Source organism: Sphingobium sp. B7D2B (assembly GCF_025961895.1).
Classification (GTDB): Bacteria; Pseudomonadota; Alphaproteobacteria; order Sphingomonadales; family Sphingomonadaceae; genus Sphingobium.
In genome coordinates this window covers 920092-934204 of sequence record NZ_JAOQOM010000001.1, presented here as the reverse complement: position 1 = coordinate 934204, position 14113 = coordinate 920092, and the positions used below count along the sequence as shown (strand labels likewise).

Sequence of the window (14113 nt, the reverse complement as noted above, 5' to 3'; positions counted from 1 at the left end):
GACCGATCCGTAAAAAGGGATGAGGAATGACTGAGGCTGGACGGGTTGCACTTGTGACCGGGGCAACCCGGGGCATCGGGTTCGAGATTGCCAGAGGCCTGGCAGAGCACGGCATGCGGGTGGTGATCGGCGCCCGCGATCCTGCGAGCGGGCAAAAGGCTGCCAAGGCCCTGTGCGATCGGGGCCTGGATGCCCATTATGTGATCATCGACGTGACCGATCGTGCATCGGTTCAGGCTGCGGCCGCGGTGCTAGTCGACCGCTTCAAGCGGCTCGACGTCCTGGTCAACAATGCCGGCATTTCCCTGGACAAGCACAGCCTGCCAAGCACCGCCGATCTCGACGAAATGCGCAGGGTGTACGAAACCAATGTCTTCGGCGTGGTGGCGGTCATCCAGTCGATGTTGCCGCTCCTCCGCCAATCGGATCGTGGCCGCATCGTCAACATGTCGACGGGCCTTGGCTCCCTTGCGCTGACCCGCGGGCCGGATGGGCCGATGGCGTTCAGTCGCCTCCTCGCCTACAACAGCTCCAAGACGGCCCTCAATGCCGTGACCGTGCAATTCGCGAACGAACTTGCCGGGACGCCGATCAAGATCAACGCGGCCAATCCGGGCCTTTGCGCCACGGAACTTTCTGGCGGCAAAGGCCAATCGCCGGTGGCGGGGGCGAAAGTCGCCCTCTCACTTGCTCTCCTGGACGCAGACGGGCCAACCGGCGGACTTTTTGGTGAGGGTGGTCCAGTGCCATGGTAATGGCGCGCTTCCCCTCCCCGCGAAGAGGCGAAGTGCCGCCCCGTTGACCTGGCACGCGCCGGGTCGCATCGCGCATAAGAATGGCAGTGAGGCCTAAATCCTGAAGACGCGCCGCGCAGTCTCGCCAAGCACTGCTGCTCGCTCCGCCGCGCTGAGAAGGCGCGTCGCATCGATCCCATCGGCAACAATGCCGGCATAAGGCCTCGTGGTGTTTCCGTAATCGGACCCCCACATGAGGCGCGACGCCCCGAACACGTCTACTGCGGTACGAAGGAAATTCGCCGTGTCGATGCCTGCGCCCGCAAGCGCGTCGACATTCAGGCTGGTCCACTTGAAGGCGATCGTCTCGTGATCCTTCAGGGCCATGTGGTCAGGAAGCAGACCGTCCTGGCTGCCTGTGCCTCCAGTCCAACCCAAATGTTCGAGGACGACCTGACAATCCGGGTAGCGGTCGGCCAGCTCGCGCACCGTCCGGAGGGCCGCCGACCGTGGGTCCATCCGCAGGTAGGTGATGCAGAGCGGGAGCTTTTCAGCCTGTGCCATCTGCCACAATGCCTGCGCGCCCGGAGACTTCAGCCAAGGCAGATCCCCGTCCCCATCGACAAAGCCGGTCAGGCGAATAGCCGAAACGTGCTTCGTGGGCAGGAGCGCCTGAAGCACGCTGCGACTTTGCGCCTGCGCAGGATTCAGGATGATTTCCGTGCGGATGCGGTCCCAATGGGCCTGCGCAACGTCGAGAAGATAGGTGTTATCGGTCTTGTAGGCGCCGCTATACTGCACCCCGATGCCGGCCCTGATGCCCATCTTTTCCCAGAGGGGTAGCATCTTCTCCGGCGTGACAGGCGCATTGAGGACGCGTGCGCGCATCACCGCTTCCGGCTCACGGGCGTTGCGCATGTCGACCGGATAGTGCGCAAAATCGGCAGAGAAGAAATGGATATGGGCATCGATCATGCCCGCCGTTGCATCGGGCTGCGATGGCTGCAGCCGCGTTCGTGCCAGCGCCGGCCCTGCGACGAGGAGCGGCGGAACGGCTCCCAGCAGCGCCCTGCGCGAGAGGACGGCTGACCGGCCGGGGGCGCTCATCGCACGCCCTTTGCCGTACGAGCCGACAACGCCGGCCCTGACACGATGACGTGGAAAAGGATCATGGCAATGGTCGTGAGCAGAAGCGGCGAGGCAACGATCATATAGATCCACAAGCCTGGGATCTGTGCCGCGAGCATCACGCCGCCAACGGCGGGACCGATCATGGAGGTTACCCGCCCGATCCCCCCGGCCCACCCGATACCTGTCGACCGCATAGAGGTGGGATAGCTTGAGGCAACAAGGGAATTCAGGCCCGCCTGGACGGCGATGACGAAGAAGCCATAAGCAAAGCCCAGGAACCAGCCCAGCGCATGAAAGCCACTCACGAAGTGGAAGCAGGTCATTGCGGCAAATCCCAGCAGCGACATGAGCGCCAGTGACGGAGCAAGACCAAGGCGCTGCATGAGCAGGGTCAGCAGAATCGGCCCAGCGATAGCGCCGAACGCAGACACCGACGACATCCGCGCGGCGGCCCCTGTCTCAACGCCTCCAAGAAGATGAAGGAAGCTCGGGAGCCAAGAGGTCAGTGTTGCCACCACGCACAGCGTGCTCCCCATGGCGACCCAGAGGAGCAACGTCATGGGTGCGCGACCGCTTCTGAACAGGCCGATCACCGGCGAGCCCTCATTACGTTCCTCATTGGACACGAAGATGGTGTCGGGCGCGAGTTGCAGGTCGGGAGCGATTTTTCCGAGGATCTGGGCGATGCGCGGATCCCGGGGATTGCGCGTCATCAGATACCGGCAGCTCTCCGGCAAACGGACATAAAGGTAGGGCACCAGCAGGAGAAGTGCGATGCCTCCGCCCCATAAGGCCGACTGCCACGAGTGAAAATGAACGAAACTCGGGCCGACAAGCCCGGCCACAGACGCGCCCAGGCCGTGGCCGATGTAAAGCCAGGTGAGCAACTTGCCGCGGCGGTTCTCCGGCATGAACTCGGTCGCCAGCGCGACAATGTTCGGCATCGTTCCGCCCATGGCTGCGAAGGCGAGAAAGCGCACAAGGGTGAACATTTCAAGCGTCTGGACAGCGGTCGACAGGAGCGTCAGCAGCCCGAAGAAAGTGGCACCGACCAGGATGATATTCCGGCGGCCGATGCGATCGGCCAGGACAGGGATGGTGTAGAAGCCCAAGGCCATACCGGCTGCCTGCGCCGAGAACACATAGGCCATGGACGGAATGGGTATATCGAGGTCGCGGGCGATGACGGCCGCGAGGTTCGCAACGATATAGGCGTCATATCCTTCCAGGGCCATGAGGATGCCGCACAGGAGATAGATGGTCCAGCGGTAGCGACCCATCGTTGGGCGCTCGAGAATGCTATCAATCGACTGAACAGCCATGCAGATCCCCTCCGGCCCTCCACATATCGCAGAGCGCTCGCCAATCAGCTAACATCACAAATCGACACGGGCAATATATTCTATGTAAATTTAATTATTTGGTCGTTTGTACGGCATTTCGCCCGCTGGCGTCGCGAGCTTGTGCTTCGCCAGGAAATTTTGAAGCAAATCTGCCACGGCGACATTATTGAGATCGGCAAAGGGGAGGTGCGTGTTGCCCTTGAGACCCGCATTGGCAAGCTCGAGAATTTCCGCCTTGCCCCCATATTGATTGATGAGCTTCACGAACCGCCGGTTCAGCGGCAGCGCGAGTTGCGGACCACGCGGTTGCGACAGATTGTCTCCCCAGACAAATTGCATGGGGATCTTTGCCAGTTTCTTGAATGTCTCGAGCGGCACGTAGACCGGGCCGTAGGGGCCTGGGGGCGAACCGTCATTCTCGCTCTCCGGTAGAATGAAGCCGACATTTTCGTAGGCGACAATCGCCTTCACGCGGTCGCTCTCAATCGCCGTGAGGAGAGCCCGCAGGCCGCCCGCCGAATTCGTGACCATGACCACCGGACCGGTCCGCTCCAGTGCGGCGGCTGCGGCATGCGCCTGCAAGGCGACGTTCTCCATCGTGTCATATTCGGCATAACGGGCCCGGCTAGCCTGCTCCCACGCGCGGGCGTCCGCGGTCGGAAACTGCACCCCGGGGTGCCACTTCATATAGCTGGGGCCAAACCGCCAGGCCGTGAAGGTCTCCTGGTCAGATCCCAAGCGCGGGGCTGACTCCACCGTTTCACAGGGCAGGTTCGCGCGGCCGACGCGGGGGCCGTCCCAGAGATAGACCGGGAAATGCCGTCGCAGGAAGATGCTGTCGAAACCTTCCCCGCCGTCCCACCGGTTTTTCCAGGCGGCGACGCTGGAGCTATGCCAAAAGAAGAGGCCAGTAGGGCCCGCATTCGCTGGGATTTGGTACTCCACATAACCGTGATCACAGACAGTGGACTTGACGACTGGGTCCCCAACCCGTGTTCCTCCGGCTGCGAAGGAGCCTTGTCGCTCGATCATCAGGGGCGGCGGCCCCGCGGTCCTCGCGAGGGACGCGGATGGTCCCGTAATGACGAGTACCGCGACGAGGAGGCACCGCGCGATCTGGCCGGGAAACATGTGATTGCGAGTCATCAACCTCTCCAAAGAGTTGGCATCTGGAAGGTGAGCTTGATGCTCCAGCACAGACGCCACTCCCTCGACGTCTATATTATAATACTCTATAAATAATGGCAAGCAAACCTGCTTGTGCTCCACCCATCGCTGAATACGCCGCCCTTCTCGACTTTCCCCAAACAGATCGGATCGCTCGCCGGTCCGAAGCGTTATGCTGCAAATGGCACGGGAGCGGGCACGATGGCGCATGAAGACGACCCCACGACGCAGGACGAGGACACGGTCCATTACGGCGGCCCCTCCGGCGGCTTTGGTTCGCTGAGCGGCGTCGCGCGCATCTTCGGCAAGGAGTGGGCAACGCCCATGGCGCTGGAGACATTGCGGCGCCAGAACAAGCCCGGCGGCTTCATGTGCGTCTCCTGTGCCTGGACCAAGCCGGAGCATCCCCACCCCGCCGAATTCTGCGAAAATGGCGCCAAGGCGACGCTGTGGGAGCTGACCACGCGCAGCTGCACACCGGACTTCTTCGCCAAGCACACGGTGACCGAATTACAGGCTTGGCAGGACTATGACCTTGAGCAGACCGGCCGGCTCACGCACCCTATGCGCTATGATCGGGCCAGCGATCGCTATATGCCGGTCAGCTGGGACGAGGCCTTCGCGGGCATCGGCGCTGAACTCAAGGCGCTCGATCCCAAGTCCACCGTCTTCTACGCCTCAGGCCGCGCCAGCCTGGAGACCTCTTATCTCTATGCCCTGTTCGCGCGGCTCTATGGCCACAACAATTTGCCCGACAGCTCCAACATGTGCCACGAGACGACCTCGGTCGGCCTGAAGAAAGTGACGGGGTCGCCGGTCGGCACCTGTCAACTGAAAGATTTCGACCATTGCGACGCGATCTTCTTCTTCGGCCAGAATACCGGCACCAACAGCCCGCGTTTTCTTCATACGCTCAAGTCTGCGGTGGAGCGCGGCTGCAAGATTGTGACCTTCAATCCCGTCCGCGAGAAGGGGTTGATCGAGTTCGTCGATCCGCAGAACCCCGTTCAGATGGTGACGCAGAAGCGGACCGAGATTTCCTGCCTCTATTATCAGGTGAAGCCGGGCGGAGACATCGCCGCGATCATGGGGATGATCAAGCATGTCCTCGCGGAAGAAGACCACCAATGGGCCGAGCAAAAGCAGCATTTGCTGGATACGGACTTCATCGCACAGCACACGCATGGCTTCGACGCGATGGTGGAGAAGGTGCGCGCGACCTCCTGGGCTGAGATCGAACAGGAGTCCGGCCTCAGCCGGTCTCATCTCGAAACGGCCGGGCAGATCTATTGCGACGCCAAGAAAGTCATCGGCATCTATGGCATGGGCGTCACCCAGCATGTCCATGGCTCGCAGACCATCGGCATGCTGGTCAACCTATTGCTGCTGCGCGGCCATATCGGCGTCGAGGGGGCGGGCATCTCTCCCGTGCGCGGCCATTCGAACGTGCAGGGCCAGCGGACCGTCGGCATTTCCGAGAAGCCCGAACTCGTGCCGCTTGATCGGCTGAAAGAGCTGTTCGGCTTCGATCCGCCGACCGAGAAGGGCGTGAACACCGTCGAAGCCTGCGAGGGCATCATCGATGGCAGCATTCGCGCCTTCATCGGCCTGGGCGGCAATTTCGTCCGCGCCATCCCGGAGCGGGAGAAGATGGAGGCCGCGTGGACCAAGATGCGGCTCACCGTCCAAATCGCCACCAAGCTCAATCGCAGTCATCTGATCAACGGCGAGGTCGCCTATCTCCTGCCCTGCCTCGGCCGATCGGAGGAGGACATGCAGGCGGGCGGACCGCAGACCGTGACGATGGAGGATTCCCTCTCGATGATCCACGGCTCGGTCGGCAAGCGCAAGCCGGCGAGCGAGCATCTTCTCTCCGAACTCGCCATCGTGGCCGGCATGGCCAAGGCGACGCTGCCTGCGCGGCCAGCCGTCAAATGGGATGACTGGGTCGGCCATTACGGCCAGGTACGCGACCTCATCGAGGCGATCTATCCGGACAAGTTCGCGGACTTCAACCAGCGCCTGTTCACGCCGGGCGGCTTCTTCAAGGGCAATAAGGCCCGCGAGCGCATCTGGCAGACCGAAAGCGGCAAGGCCGAGTTCACGACGCCGACGAGCCTCACCGCCATGGGCGTGCCCGATAAGGCGGGCCGCTACCGCCTCATCACCATGCGTTCGAACGATCAGTTTAACACAACGATCTATGGCTTTTCGGATCGCCTGCGCGGGATCGAGGGCACGCGTGACGTGCTGCTGATGAGCCCGCGCGACATTGAGGCAGCCGGGCTTGAGCCCGGGCAGGTCGTGGGCCTCGCCAGCGATGCGGACGATGGCATTGACCGGCAGGTGGGCGGGCTCACCGTCACCCCCTTCGACCTGCCGGAGGGCTGCGTCGGCGCTTATTATCCGGAGATGAACCCGCTCATCCCGCTCTGGTATCATGACAAAGCCTCCAAGACACCGGCCGCCAAGGGCGTGCCGGTGCGGATCGTGGCGCAGTCGGCCACCGGAGGGGGACAGGCGGGATGAAGCGCAGTGGCGAAGGCGCTCGGGCGGTTCGCCCGGGCGCCGCGCTGCTCGGCCTGCCGCTGCTGCTCGGCGGATGCGAGGCATTGAAGCTCGGCGTGGTCAACCATGCCGGACCTGTGGCGGCGGACCAGTGGCACCTTTTTCTTCAGCTTGCCCTCGTGCTCATCTTCGTAGCGGGGCCCGTTTTCATCCTCGTCCCCCTCTTCGCTTGGCACTATCGCCTCTCCAACCGGGATGACGCCTATCGGCCCAATTGGGGATTTTCCTGGCCGCTCGAACTGCTCATCTGGATCCCGCCGACCGCCATCGTGATCGGGCTCGGCGTCCTCCTGTGGAATGTGACGCACCGGCTCGATCCCTACCGCCCGCTCGCCTCCAACCAGCCGCCCCTGGAGGTGCAGGTGGTGGCGCTCGATTGGAAATGGCTCTTCATCTATCCCAAGGAGGGCATTGCGACTGTCAATCGGCTGGCCATCCCTGTGGGCCGGCCCGTCCATCTCAGCTTGACCAGCGGGACGGTCATGCAGTCGCTACTGATCCCGCAGCTTGCCGGGCAAATCTATGCCATGGCCGGCATGCGCACGCATCTGCACCTGGCCGCCAGTCGGGCCGGCGTCTTCCGCGGCCAGAATACGCAGTTTAATGGGAAGGGCTTTCAGAACCAGAAATTCGACGTGGTGGCGCTGCCGCCGGCCGACTATCGCCGCTGGCTGGGCCAGGTGCGCGCCGTCCGCAGGCCGCTCGACGACAAGGCGCTGGCGGCGATCACCGCCCGCTCCATCGCCCCGCAACCCGCCTTGTTCTCGTCCGTCCCCCCAGGCCTGTTCGAGCATCTGATGATGGCGAGCACACAGGGACATGCCCATTGAGCGCGCCGCTTATGCCGGCGCTGCTGGGGCGGTTCCGCTGGGATGCGCTGCCCTTTGTGCGCGCGTGGGAAAACCCCAACGCCAATGAACTGATCGCTGCCGGAGCCGGTGCCATGGTGGTGGCCGGCGCGCTCTTCATGGTCGTGCTGATTACCCGCCTCGGCCGGTGGCGCTGGCTGTGGACGGAATGGCTCACCAGCCTCGATCACAAGAAGATCGGGATCATGTACATCGTGATCGCCCTGGTCATGCTGGCGCGCGCGCTGATCGAGGCCAATCTGATGCGGTTGCAGCAGGCGGTGGCAATCGGCAATCCCGGCCTGGTTGCGCCCGAGCATTTTGCCGAGCTGTTCAGCACCCATGGCTCGATCATGATCTTCTTCATGGCGATGCCCTTCCTCACCGGGCTGATCAACTATCTGGTGCCTCTGCAGATCGGCGCGCGCGATGTCGCTTATCCGCTGCTCAACGCCATCGGCCTCTGGCTCACTGCAGCCGGCGCGGGGCTGATGATGGCCTCGCTGGTGATCGGCCGCTTCTCCACCGGCGGCTGGAGCGGCTATCCGCCGTTCACGGAGATCGGCTTCAATCCCGGCGTCGGGCCGGATTACTGGATCTGGGCCATCACTTTGGGCTCGATTGCCTCCACCCTGGCCGGCATCAACATCGCGGTCACCATCTACAAGATGCGCTGCCCGGGCATGACATTGATGCGGATGCCGCTGTTCGCTTGGACCAGCCTGTGCACCGCCATATTGATGATCTTCGCGATGCCGCCGCTGACGGTCGCGACGGCGCTGCTGGCGCTCGACCGCTATCTCGACTTCCACTTCTTCACCAACGCCCTTGGCGGCAACATGATGCACTATGCCAACCTGTTCTGGATGTTCGGCCATCCCGAGGTCTACATCGTCATCCTGCCGGCCTTCGGCGTCTATTCCGAAGTGGTCTCCACCTTCTCGTCGAAGGAGCTCTACGGCTACAACTCGCTGGTGATCGCCACGATGGCGATTGCGGTGCTCTCCTTCACCGTCTGGCTGCATCATTTCTTCACCATGGGGCAGAGCCCGAGCCTGAACGCCGTGTTCGGCATCGCAACGATGGCGATCGGCGTGCCGACGGGGGTCAAGATCTACAACTGGATCTGGACGATGTTCCGCGGCGAAGTGCGCTTCACGACGCCCATGTGCTATGCGCTCGCCTTCATGATGACCTTCGTGCTCGGGGGGCTCACCGGCATCATCCTCGCCTTTCCGCCGCTCGATTACATCGTGCACAACACGCTGTTCCTGGTGGCACATTTCCACAATATGCTGATCCCCGGCACGCTCTACGGCCTGCTCGCTGCCTATACCTTCTGGTTCCCCAAGGCGTTCGGCTTTCGGCTCGATGAGCGTTGGGGCAGGATATCCTGCGCCTGCTGGGTGATCGGCTTCTATCTCGCCTTCATGCCGCTCTATGTTCTCGGCGCGGCAGGCATGGCGCGCCGCACCCCGGCGGTGATGGAGACCGCCTACCGGCCCTGGCTCTACGCGGCAGAGGTCGGCGCGCTGGTGCTGTTCTGCGGCTTCGTGGCGCTCCTCGTCCAGCTCTGGGTGAGCCTGCGCAAGCGCGCCGCCACCCGCGTCTTCGCAGGCGATCCCTGGGATGGGCGGGCGCTCGAATGGTCGATCGCGGCGCCGCCGCCCGCGTATAATTTTGCCCGGCTGCCGCAGGTCGACCAGCGCCACTGGTTCTTCGACGCCAAGCGCAAGGGTGCGCCTTATGCCCCGCCTGCCCGTTATGAAGACATTGAGACGCCGAAAAACAGCGCCGTCCCGCCAATCATCGGGATTGCCAGCGCGGCAGCCGGCTTTGCCCTTGTCTGGCATATGTGGTGGCTGGCGATCCTTGGCGTGCTTGCGGTCATAGCGACCGTGATCGCACGCAGCTTCGCCCGTGACACGCACCGGCTGATCCCGGCCAGCGCGGTCGACCGGACGGAGCGGACCTGGCTCGACGCGGTGGCGCGGGCGCGGCCCATCCCCCGCGAGATGGAGACGACCCCCGCGAATGCGGGCCTGGCCGAGGTGCACCCATGACCGCCGGTGAGACGAAACATCCCGGCCTCAATCTGGGCAGCACCGACGCGCAAGCCCATGAGGCGGCGGGCTCTGCCCTGTTCGGCTTCTGGGTGTTCCTGATGAGCGACGCGGTGATCTTCGCGCTGCTCTTCGCCACTTATGGCGTCATGCTCCCTGCGACCGCCGGCGGCCCAACTCCGGCAAGCGAATATAAGATCGGCCCGACCTTCCTTGAAACGCTGGTGCTGCTCACCAGCAGCCTCACCTACGGCCTGGCCTCGATCGCGATGAAGCATGGGGCAGCGCAGGCGCGCATCCAGACCTGGCTGGGGCTGACACTTGCCTTGGGGCTGCTCTTCCTCGGGCTGGAACTGCACGATTTTGCTGGCATGATTGCCCATGGCGCCACGCCCATGCGCAGCGGCTTCCTCTCGGCCTTTTTCGCGCTGGTGCCCCTGCATGGCCTGCATGTGCTCGCCGGTAGCCTGTGGATTGTCGTGATGATGGCGCAGTTGCGGATCATCGGCCTTGATGCGCGCGTGAAGATCAACCTCCTGAGGCTCGGCCTGTTCTGGCACTTCCTCGACATCATCTGGATCGCGATCTTCTCGACCGTCTATCTACCGGGGCTGATCCCATGAGTGAACGCCGAGACGATCCTCGCCGCGAGGCGCGCGGTTATGTGCTGGGCTACGCCGCCGCGCTCTTGCTGACCAGCGTCGCCTTTGCGCTCGTGCGCTGGCCGGTGCTTGCCAGCACCGCCACCTATGCGCTTGTGCTTGCCTTGGCACTCATCCAGATTGTCGTGCAGTTTCGCTGCTTCCTCCACATCGGCCTCAAGCGCTCGACGCGTGACGACCTCCAGCTCATCCTCTTCTCCAGCCTGATCATCGCGCTCATGGTCGGCGGCACGCTGGTGATCCTGTTCAATCTGCGGATGCGGATGATGTGAGCGGGCGGTCGTTGCGGCGCCAACCTAGCGACGGATGGGCGCCACCTTGGCCAGATCGTTCCGGATCGTGGTCGCGGCGACGCCGCCCTCCCCCATCGCGTGGCTGATCTGGTCGAGGCCGAGGACGACATCGCCAGCGGCATAAAGCCCGGGGATGTCTGTGCGCTGATGGGCGTCGACCATCAGACACCCCTCGGATGTGCGACTTGCGCCGAGCATCCCGGCAAGCTCCGAGCGGATGTCAGAACCCAGCGCCGGATACAGCGTGTCGAAGCGGCGCGTCTCGCTCTCGATTCCGAGCGCGATCTGGTCTTCCACCAAGCTGATGGACGTACATTGTCCGGCGATCCCAATGCCCGCTGCCTTCAGCCCCGCGCATTGCGCCGGTTCCAGACTATGTCCCCCTTCAGGCGCGACCAGCGTGATATCGGCGGAATAGCCGCGGAGAAACATGGCTTCATTATAGCCGCGCTCGCCCGTTCCGAGCACCGCGATCGCCTTGTCCGTGACTTCATAGCCATCGCAGATCGGACAATAGCGGAGCCGACCGGTCGCAAGCGCGCGATCATGGCATAGATCGTCCATCATGGTTGGGCGGCGATTGACCACGCCGGTGGCGAGCAGGACGGTCCGCGCAGCGAGGCTTCGGCTACCCGTCTGCGCGATGAACTGGCTGCCATCGTGAGCCAAGCTGTCGACGATCCCGTCCTGCAGGCGCGCGCCGTAGAGGACTGCCTGTCGACGCATCCGTGCAAGCAAATCGACCCCGGAGACGCCCTCCGGAAACCCGGCATGATTGCGGGTGAGCGGGATCAAGGCGGCCCGACTCTGTCCGCCGTCTATGACGCAGACCGTCAGATGAAAGCGTGCGAGATAGATCGCGGCGGTCAGCCCCGCAGGGCCGCCGCCGACGATCAGGCAGTCCAGCCGTTCGGCCGAAAGGTCGGCCGGCTCCTGGACGGCCATGCTTATTTGCCGGCCTGCGCCATCAACTCGGCCTTGCGGGCCGCGAGCTCGGCGCCCAGGGCCTTGAGGTCGAGTTCGCTCTCGCGGCTTTCCGCAAACATCTCCTGCTCCTCTTCCTCGACATGGTGCTCAACATATTCGCCGAGCACCGTCACCTTGGCGTCGAACAGGCGGTCACCCGCCTTCATGGCCTGGATCTCGGCGATGAGTTGCTTGGCGCTGGCATGTTCCACTTCGGCTTCGTCGAGCAGGTCATCATCGTCGATGGCCTCGCGCGCGGCGGGATAGAAGATTTCTTCTTCAATCTGCGCATGAACCGTCAGAGCGAGGCAGATCTTGTCAGCCAGCGCCTGCTTCTCGGCATCGTCTTCGAGATCAGCATATTGGTCGAAAAAGCCCTTCACCTCCTTGTGGTCGTCCTTGAGCAATTTGATCGCGTCGGCGGGCTTTGCCGCCGCCCGCTGGGTCTTGCGCGCCGTCTTCGAGGCGGGCTTCTTCGATGCGGGTTTCGCTTTGGGCTTTGCGGCAGTCTTGGTCGTGGCCATGTCGTTTCTCCATCCTGGGGGCGCAGGCGCGCGCCCCTTCGCAGAACAACCACCGAACGACGCCGCGGACCCCGCCGCGCCGCCCATATTAACCTTTGGCAATACGATTACCGTCGTTCATCGCTCCGGTTCCAGGCTAGCGATCAGCCCGGGAATGACCGGCAGAAGATCGCGCGCGAGAAATCCGACTTCGGCAATCTGGCTGGCAACGCCGGCGCCCGCCGCGCCATGGACGAAGACACCCCAGGCCGCCGCTCGCAAAGGATCGGCGCCGCGCGCGGCAAGGCCGCCGATCAGACCGGCCAACACATCGCCCGACCCGCCCGTGGCAAGACCGATGCTGCCGCCCTCGAACAGCAAGGGCTCATCTTCCTTTGGCGATGCAATGAGGGTTTGGGCGCTCTTCAGGACGACGACCGCGTTGAAGGCGCGCGCCACACGCAGCGCCGCGCCGCGCGGGTCTTTGCGGATCACGTCGATGTCCTGCCCGGTCAGAAAGCTCATTTCCCGATGGTGTGGCGTCAGGATGACCCGCCCCTCATGCGCCGCCACCAGTTTCTCGAGCTTCCGCGCGCAGGTGAGGGCAGCGGCATCGAGGATGATCGTCTGGCCCGGTTTTGGCGTGCCGAGAAGCGCGGCGACAAACTGCTCGGTGCGATCCCCCGCGGACATCCCCGGCCCGAGGATGAGCGTGTCACAGCGCGCGAGGCGTTCCTGCAGCAACGCAACCGCCTCGAGCGCGATCTCGCCATCCTCATCTGCGGGCAGGGCGATCATCGCGGCCTCGGGCACCAGGACCGCGAGCGCCATCGCGGCGGATCGCACGGTCGCCATCTGGAGCTTGCCGGCTCCCGCGCGCAGTGCCGCTTCGCCGGTGAGCCTGAGCGCGCCCGGCACGAACTCCGCGCCGCCGACCAGGAGAACCCGGCCCCGCGCGTCCTTATCGCCCAGCGCCGCGATCGGCGGCAGCGGATGGGCTTCGAGCCAGGCGCGGTCGAGGGTCGGCATCATCCGCGCCGCCCCGTGATCGCGTCAGGTTCGCTGGTGACCGGGGTCGCGTGGTTCTGCATCGGCGCTGTCACATTGTAGCGGTGGAGCTTGAGCCCGCCATCCCGGCCCGCCGACGGATCGAACAGATAGTCGGTGATGGCGCAATTGGCCACGTCCCCTTCCCGGTCGATGGCCAAGATGCCTCGCTCATCGAGGCTCTCGATGATGTAGCGCATGCAGAGGACCACCACCTGATGCGTGAAGATCATCACCCGCTTTCCGGCATAATGAAGCGAGATGGTATCGAGGACCGACCGCAACCGCAGGATGACATCGCACCAGCTCTCGCCCCCGGGCGGGCGGTGATAGAATTTCCCCAGCAGGCGCCGAAACTCCGCCTGATCGGGGAAGATGTTCGCCACGCCGGGCGTGGTGAGGCCATCGAGAATGCCGAACTCCTTCTCACGCAGGCGCTCGTCAAAGCAGATCGGCTCCTGCCGGTCGGTCCCGCCCGCCTCGCGGAAAAGCTCTGCGGTCTGAAAGGCACGGAGATAGGGAGAAGATAAGAGAATCTGTGGCCGATGCTCGGCCGGCTGCTCGCAGAACCACAGGCCCAGCGCGCGCGCCTGCGCCGTTCCGAGGTCGCTCAGCGGCACGTCGGCATCCCGCGAGGTCAGGGCGATCCGGTCGTGCGCTGCCTCGTGCGCAGCGTCGCGGGCGACATTCCCCGCGCTTTGCCCGTGGCGCACGATAATCAACTGTTCTGGCCAATGCATACTGCCTCCGCTGATCATCGCGGAACGTTTCTGGCGCTTAATTCGATC

General features: G+C 63.7%; 13 protein-coding genes. 6 read left to right on the top strand and 7 right to left on the bottom strand.

Annotated elements, in window-relative coordinates:
- Nucleotides 1-26 precede the first annotated feature (26 nt).
- On the top strand, nucleotides 27-755 hold the full coding sequence (locus M2341_RS04120; protein WP_264584326.1) for an SDR family oxidoreductase: 729 nt from the start codon (nucleotides 27-29) through the stop codon (nucleotides 753-755).
- Between the two features lie 93 nt (nucleotides 756-848).
- On the opposite strand, the gene M2341_RS04115 is transcribed toward M2341_RS04120, so the two are convergent.
- The 3 genes from M2341_RS04115 to M2341_RS04105 all read right to left on the bottom strand — a co-directional run bounded on the left by M2341_RS04115 (nucleotide 849) and on the right by M2341_RS04105 (nucleotide 4354).
- On the bottom strand, nucleotides 849-1709 hold the full coding sequence (locus tag M2341_RS04115; protein WP_264584325.1) for an amidohydrolase family protein: 861 nt from the start codon (nucleotides 1707-1709) through the stop codon (nucleotides 849-851).
- A 128-nt stretch (nucleotides 1710-1837) separates the two neighbouring features.
- Entirely contained in the window at nucleotides 1838-3187 is a 1350-nt protein-coding gene (locus tag M2341_RS04110) for an MFS transporter (protein ID WP_264584324.1), read from the bottom strand.
- Between the two features lie 90 nt (nucleotides 3188-3277).
- The gene (locus M2341_RS04105; RefSeq protein ID WP_264584323.1) at nucleotides 3278-4354 is read right to left on the bottom strand and encodes an alpha/beta hydrolase; all 1077 of its coding nucleotides are present in this window, start codon (nucleotides 4352-4354) and stop codon (nucleotides 3278-3280) included.
- Between the two features lie 222 nt (nucleotides 4355-4576).
- Here M2341_RS04105 and M2341_RS04100 point away from each other — a divergent pair, with 222 nt between their 5' ends.
- From M2341_RS04100 to M2341_RS04080, 5 genes are read left to right on the top strand one after another with little or no spacing between them, the layout of a single operon-like run.
- On the top strand, nucleotides 4577-6904 hold the full coding sequence (locus M2341_RS04100) for an FdhF/YdeP family oxidoreductase (protein WP_264584322.1): 2328 nt from the start codon (nucleotides 4577-4579) through the stop codon (nucleotides 6902-6904).
- The gene (locus M2341_RS04095; protein WP_264584321.1) at nucleotides 6901-7773 is read left to right on the top strand and encodes a cytochrome ubiquinol oxidase subunit II; all 873 of its coding nucleotides are present in this window, start codon (nucleotides 6901-6903) and stop codon (nucleotides 7771-7773) included. The genes M2341_RS04100 and M2341_RS04095 overlap by 4 nt, the downstream gene beginning before the upstream one ends.
- A gap of 11 nt (nucleotides 7774-7784) precedes the next feature.
- Nucleotides 7785-9854 (top strand): cbb3-type cytochrome c oxidase subunit I, encoded by a 2070-nt coding sequence (locus tag M2341_RS04090; RefSeq protein ID WP_413715687.1) that lies wholly within the window; start codon nucleotides 7785-7787, stop codon nucleotides 9852-9854.
- Nucleotides 9851-10477 carry a cytochrome c oxidase subunit 3 gene (locus M2341_RS04085; protein WP_264584319.1) on the top strand — a complete coding sequence of 209 codons (627 nt, stop codon included), beginning with the start codon at nucleotides 9851-9853 and terminating at the stop codon, nucleotides 10475-10477. Before M2341_RS04090 ends, M2341_RS04085 begins: the two co-directional genes overlap by 4 nt.
- Nucleotides 10474-10788, top strand: a complete 315-nt coding sequence (locus M2341_RS04080; protein WP_264584318.1) for a cytochrome o ubiquinol/quinol oxidase subunit IV — start codon at nucleotides 10474-10476, stop codon at nucleotides 10786-10788. The genes M2341_RS04085 and M2341_RS04080 overlap by 4 nt, the downstream gene beginning before the upstream one ends.
- Nucleotides 10789-10812: 24 nt before the next feature.
- Here the strand turns inward: M2341_RS04080 and M2341_RS04075 are convergent, their stop codons facing one another.
- Genes M2341_RS04075 through M2341_RS04060 form a run of 4 tightly spaced genes read right to left on the bottom strand, consistent with a single transcriptional unit; the run spans nucleotide 10813 to nucleotide 14065 of the window.
- Nucleotides 10813-11754 carry an NAD(P)/FAD-dependent oxidoreductase gene (locus tag M2341_RS04075; RefSeq protein WP_264584317.1) on the bottom strand — a complete coding sequence of 314 codons (942 nt, stop codon included), beginning with the start codon at nucleotides 11752-11754 and terminating at the stop codon, nucleotides 10813-10815.
- Nucleotides 11755-11756: 2 nt separating this feature from the next.
- Complete coding sequence (locus M2341_RS04070; protein ID WP_264584316.1) at nucleotides 11757-12386, bottom strand: hemerythrin domain-containing protein; 630 nt, start codon at nucleotides 12384-12386, stop codon at nucleotides 11757-11759.
- Nucleotides 12387-12416: 30 nt separating this feature from the next.
- Nucleotides 12417-13310 carry an NAD(P)H-hydrate dehydratase gene (locus tag M2341_RS04065; protein ID WP_264584315.1) on the bottom strand — a complete coding sequence of 298 codons (894 nt, stop codon included), beginning with the start codon at nucleotides 13308-13310 and terminating at the stop codon, nucleotides 12417-12419.
- Nucleotides 13307-14065 (bottom strand): histidine phosphatase family protein, encoded by a 759-nt coding sequence (locus tag M2341_RS04060; RefSeq protein WP_264584314.1) that lies wholly within the window; start codon nucleotides 14063-14065, stop codon nucleotides 13307-13309. Before M2341_RS04060 ends, M2341_RS04065 begins: the two co-directional genes overlap by 4 nt.
- Between the last annotated feature and the right edge of the window lie 48 nt (nucleotides 14066-14113).

Coding starts and splice junctions, on each gene's coding strand:
- M2341_RS04115 (WP_264584325.1), bottom strand. CDS start 1,709: ATGATCGATGCCCATATCCATTTCTTCTCTGCCGATTTTGCGCACTAT.
- M2341_RS04070 (WP_264584316.1), bottom strand. CDS start 12,386: ATGGGCGGCGCGGCGGGGTCCGCGGCGTCGTTCGGTGGTTGTTCTGCG.
- M2341_RS04105 (WP_264584323.1), bottom strand. CDS start 4,354: ATGACTCGCAATCACATGTTTCCCGGCCAGATCGCGCGGTGCCTCCTC.
- M2341_RS04100 (WP_264584322.1), top strand. CDS start 4,577: ATGGCGCATGAAGACGACCCCACGACGCAGGACGAGGACACGGTCCAT.
- M2341_RS04080 (WP_264584318.1), top strand. CDS start 10,474: ATGAGTGAACGCCGAGACGATCCTCGCCGCGAGGCGCGCGGTTATGTG.
- M2341_RS04090 (WP_413715687.1), top strand. CDS start 7,785: ATGCCGGCGCTGCTGGGGCGGTTCCGCTGGGATGCGCTGCCCTTTGTG.
- M2341_RS04110 (WP_264584324.1), bottom strand. CDS start 3,187: ATGGCTGTTCAGTCGATTGATAGCATTCTCGAGCGCCCAACGATGGGT.
- M2341_RS04120 (WP_264584326.1), top strand. CDS start 27: ATGACTGAGGCTGGACGGGTTGCACTTGTGACCGGGGCAACCCGGGGC.
- M2341_RS04085 (WP_264584319.1), top strand. CDS start 9,851: ATGACCGCCGGTGAGACGAAACATCCCGGCCTCAATCTGGGCAGCACC.
- M2341_RS04075 (WP_264584317.1), bottom strand. CDS start 11,754: ATGGCCGTCCAGGAGCCGGCCGACCTTTCGGCCGAACGGCTGGACTGC.
- M2341_RS04095 (WP_264584321.1), top strand. CDS start 6,901: ATGAAGCGCAGTGGCGAAGGCGCTCGGGCGGTTCGCCCGGGCGCCGCG.
- M2341_RS04060 (WP_264584314.1), bottom strand. CDS start 14,065: ATGCATTGGCCAGAACAGTTGATTATCGTGCGCCACGGGCAAAGCGCG.
- M2341_RS04065 (WP_264584315.1), bottom strand. CDS start 13,310: ATGATGCCGACCCTCGACCGCGCCTGGCTCGAAGCCCATCCGCTGCCG.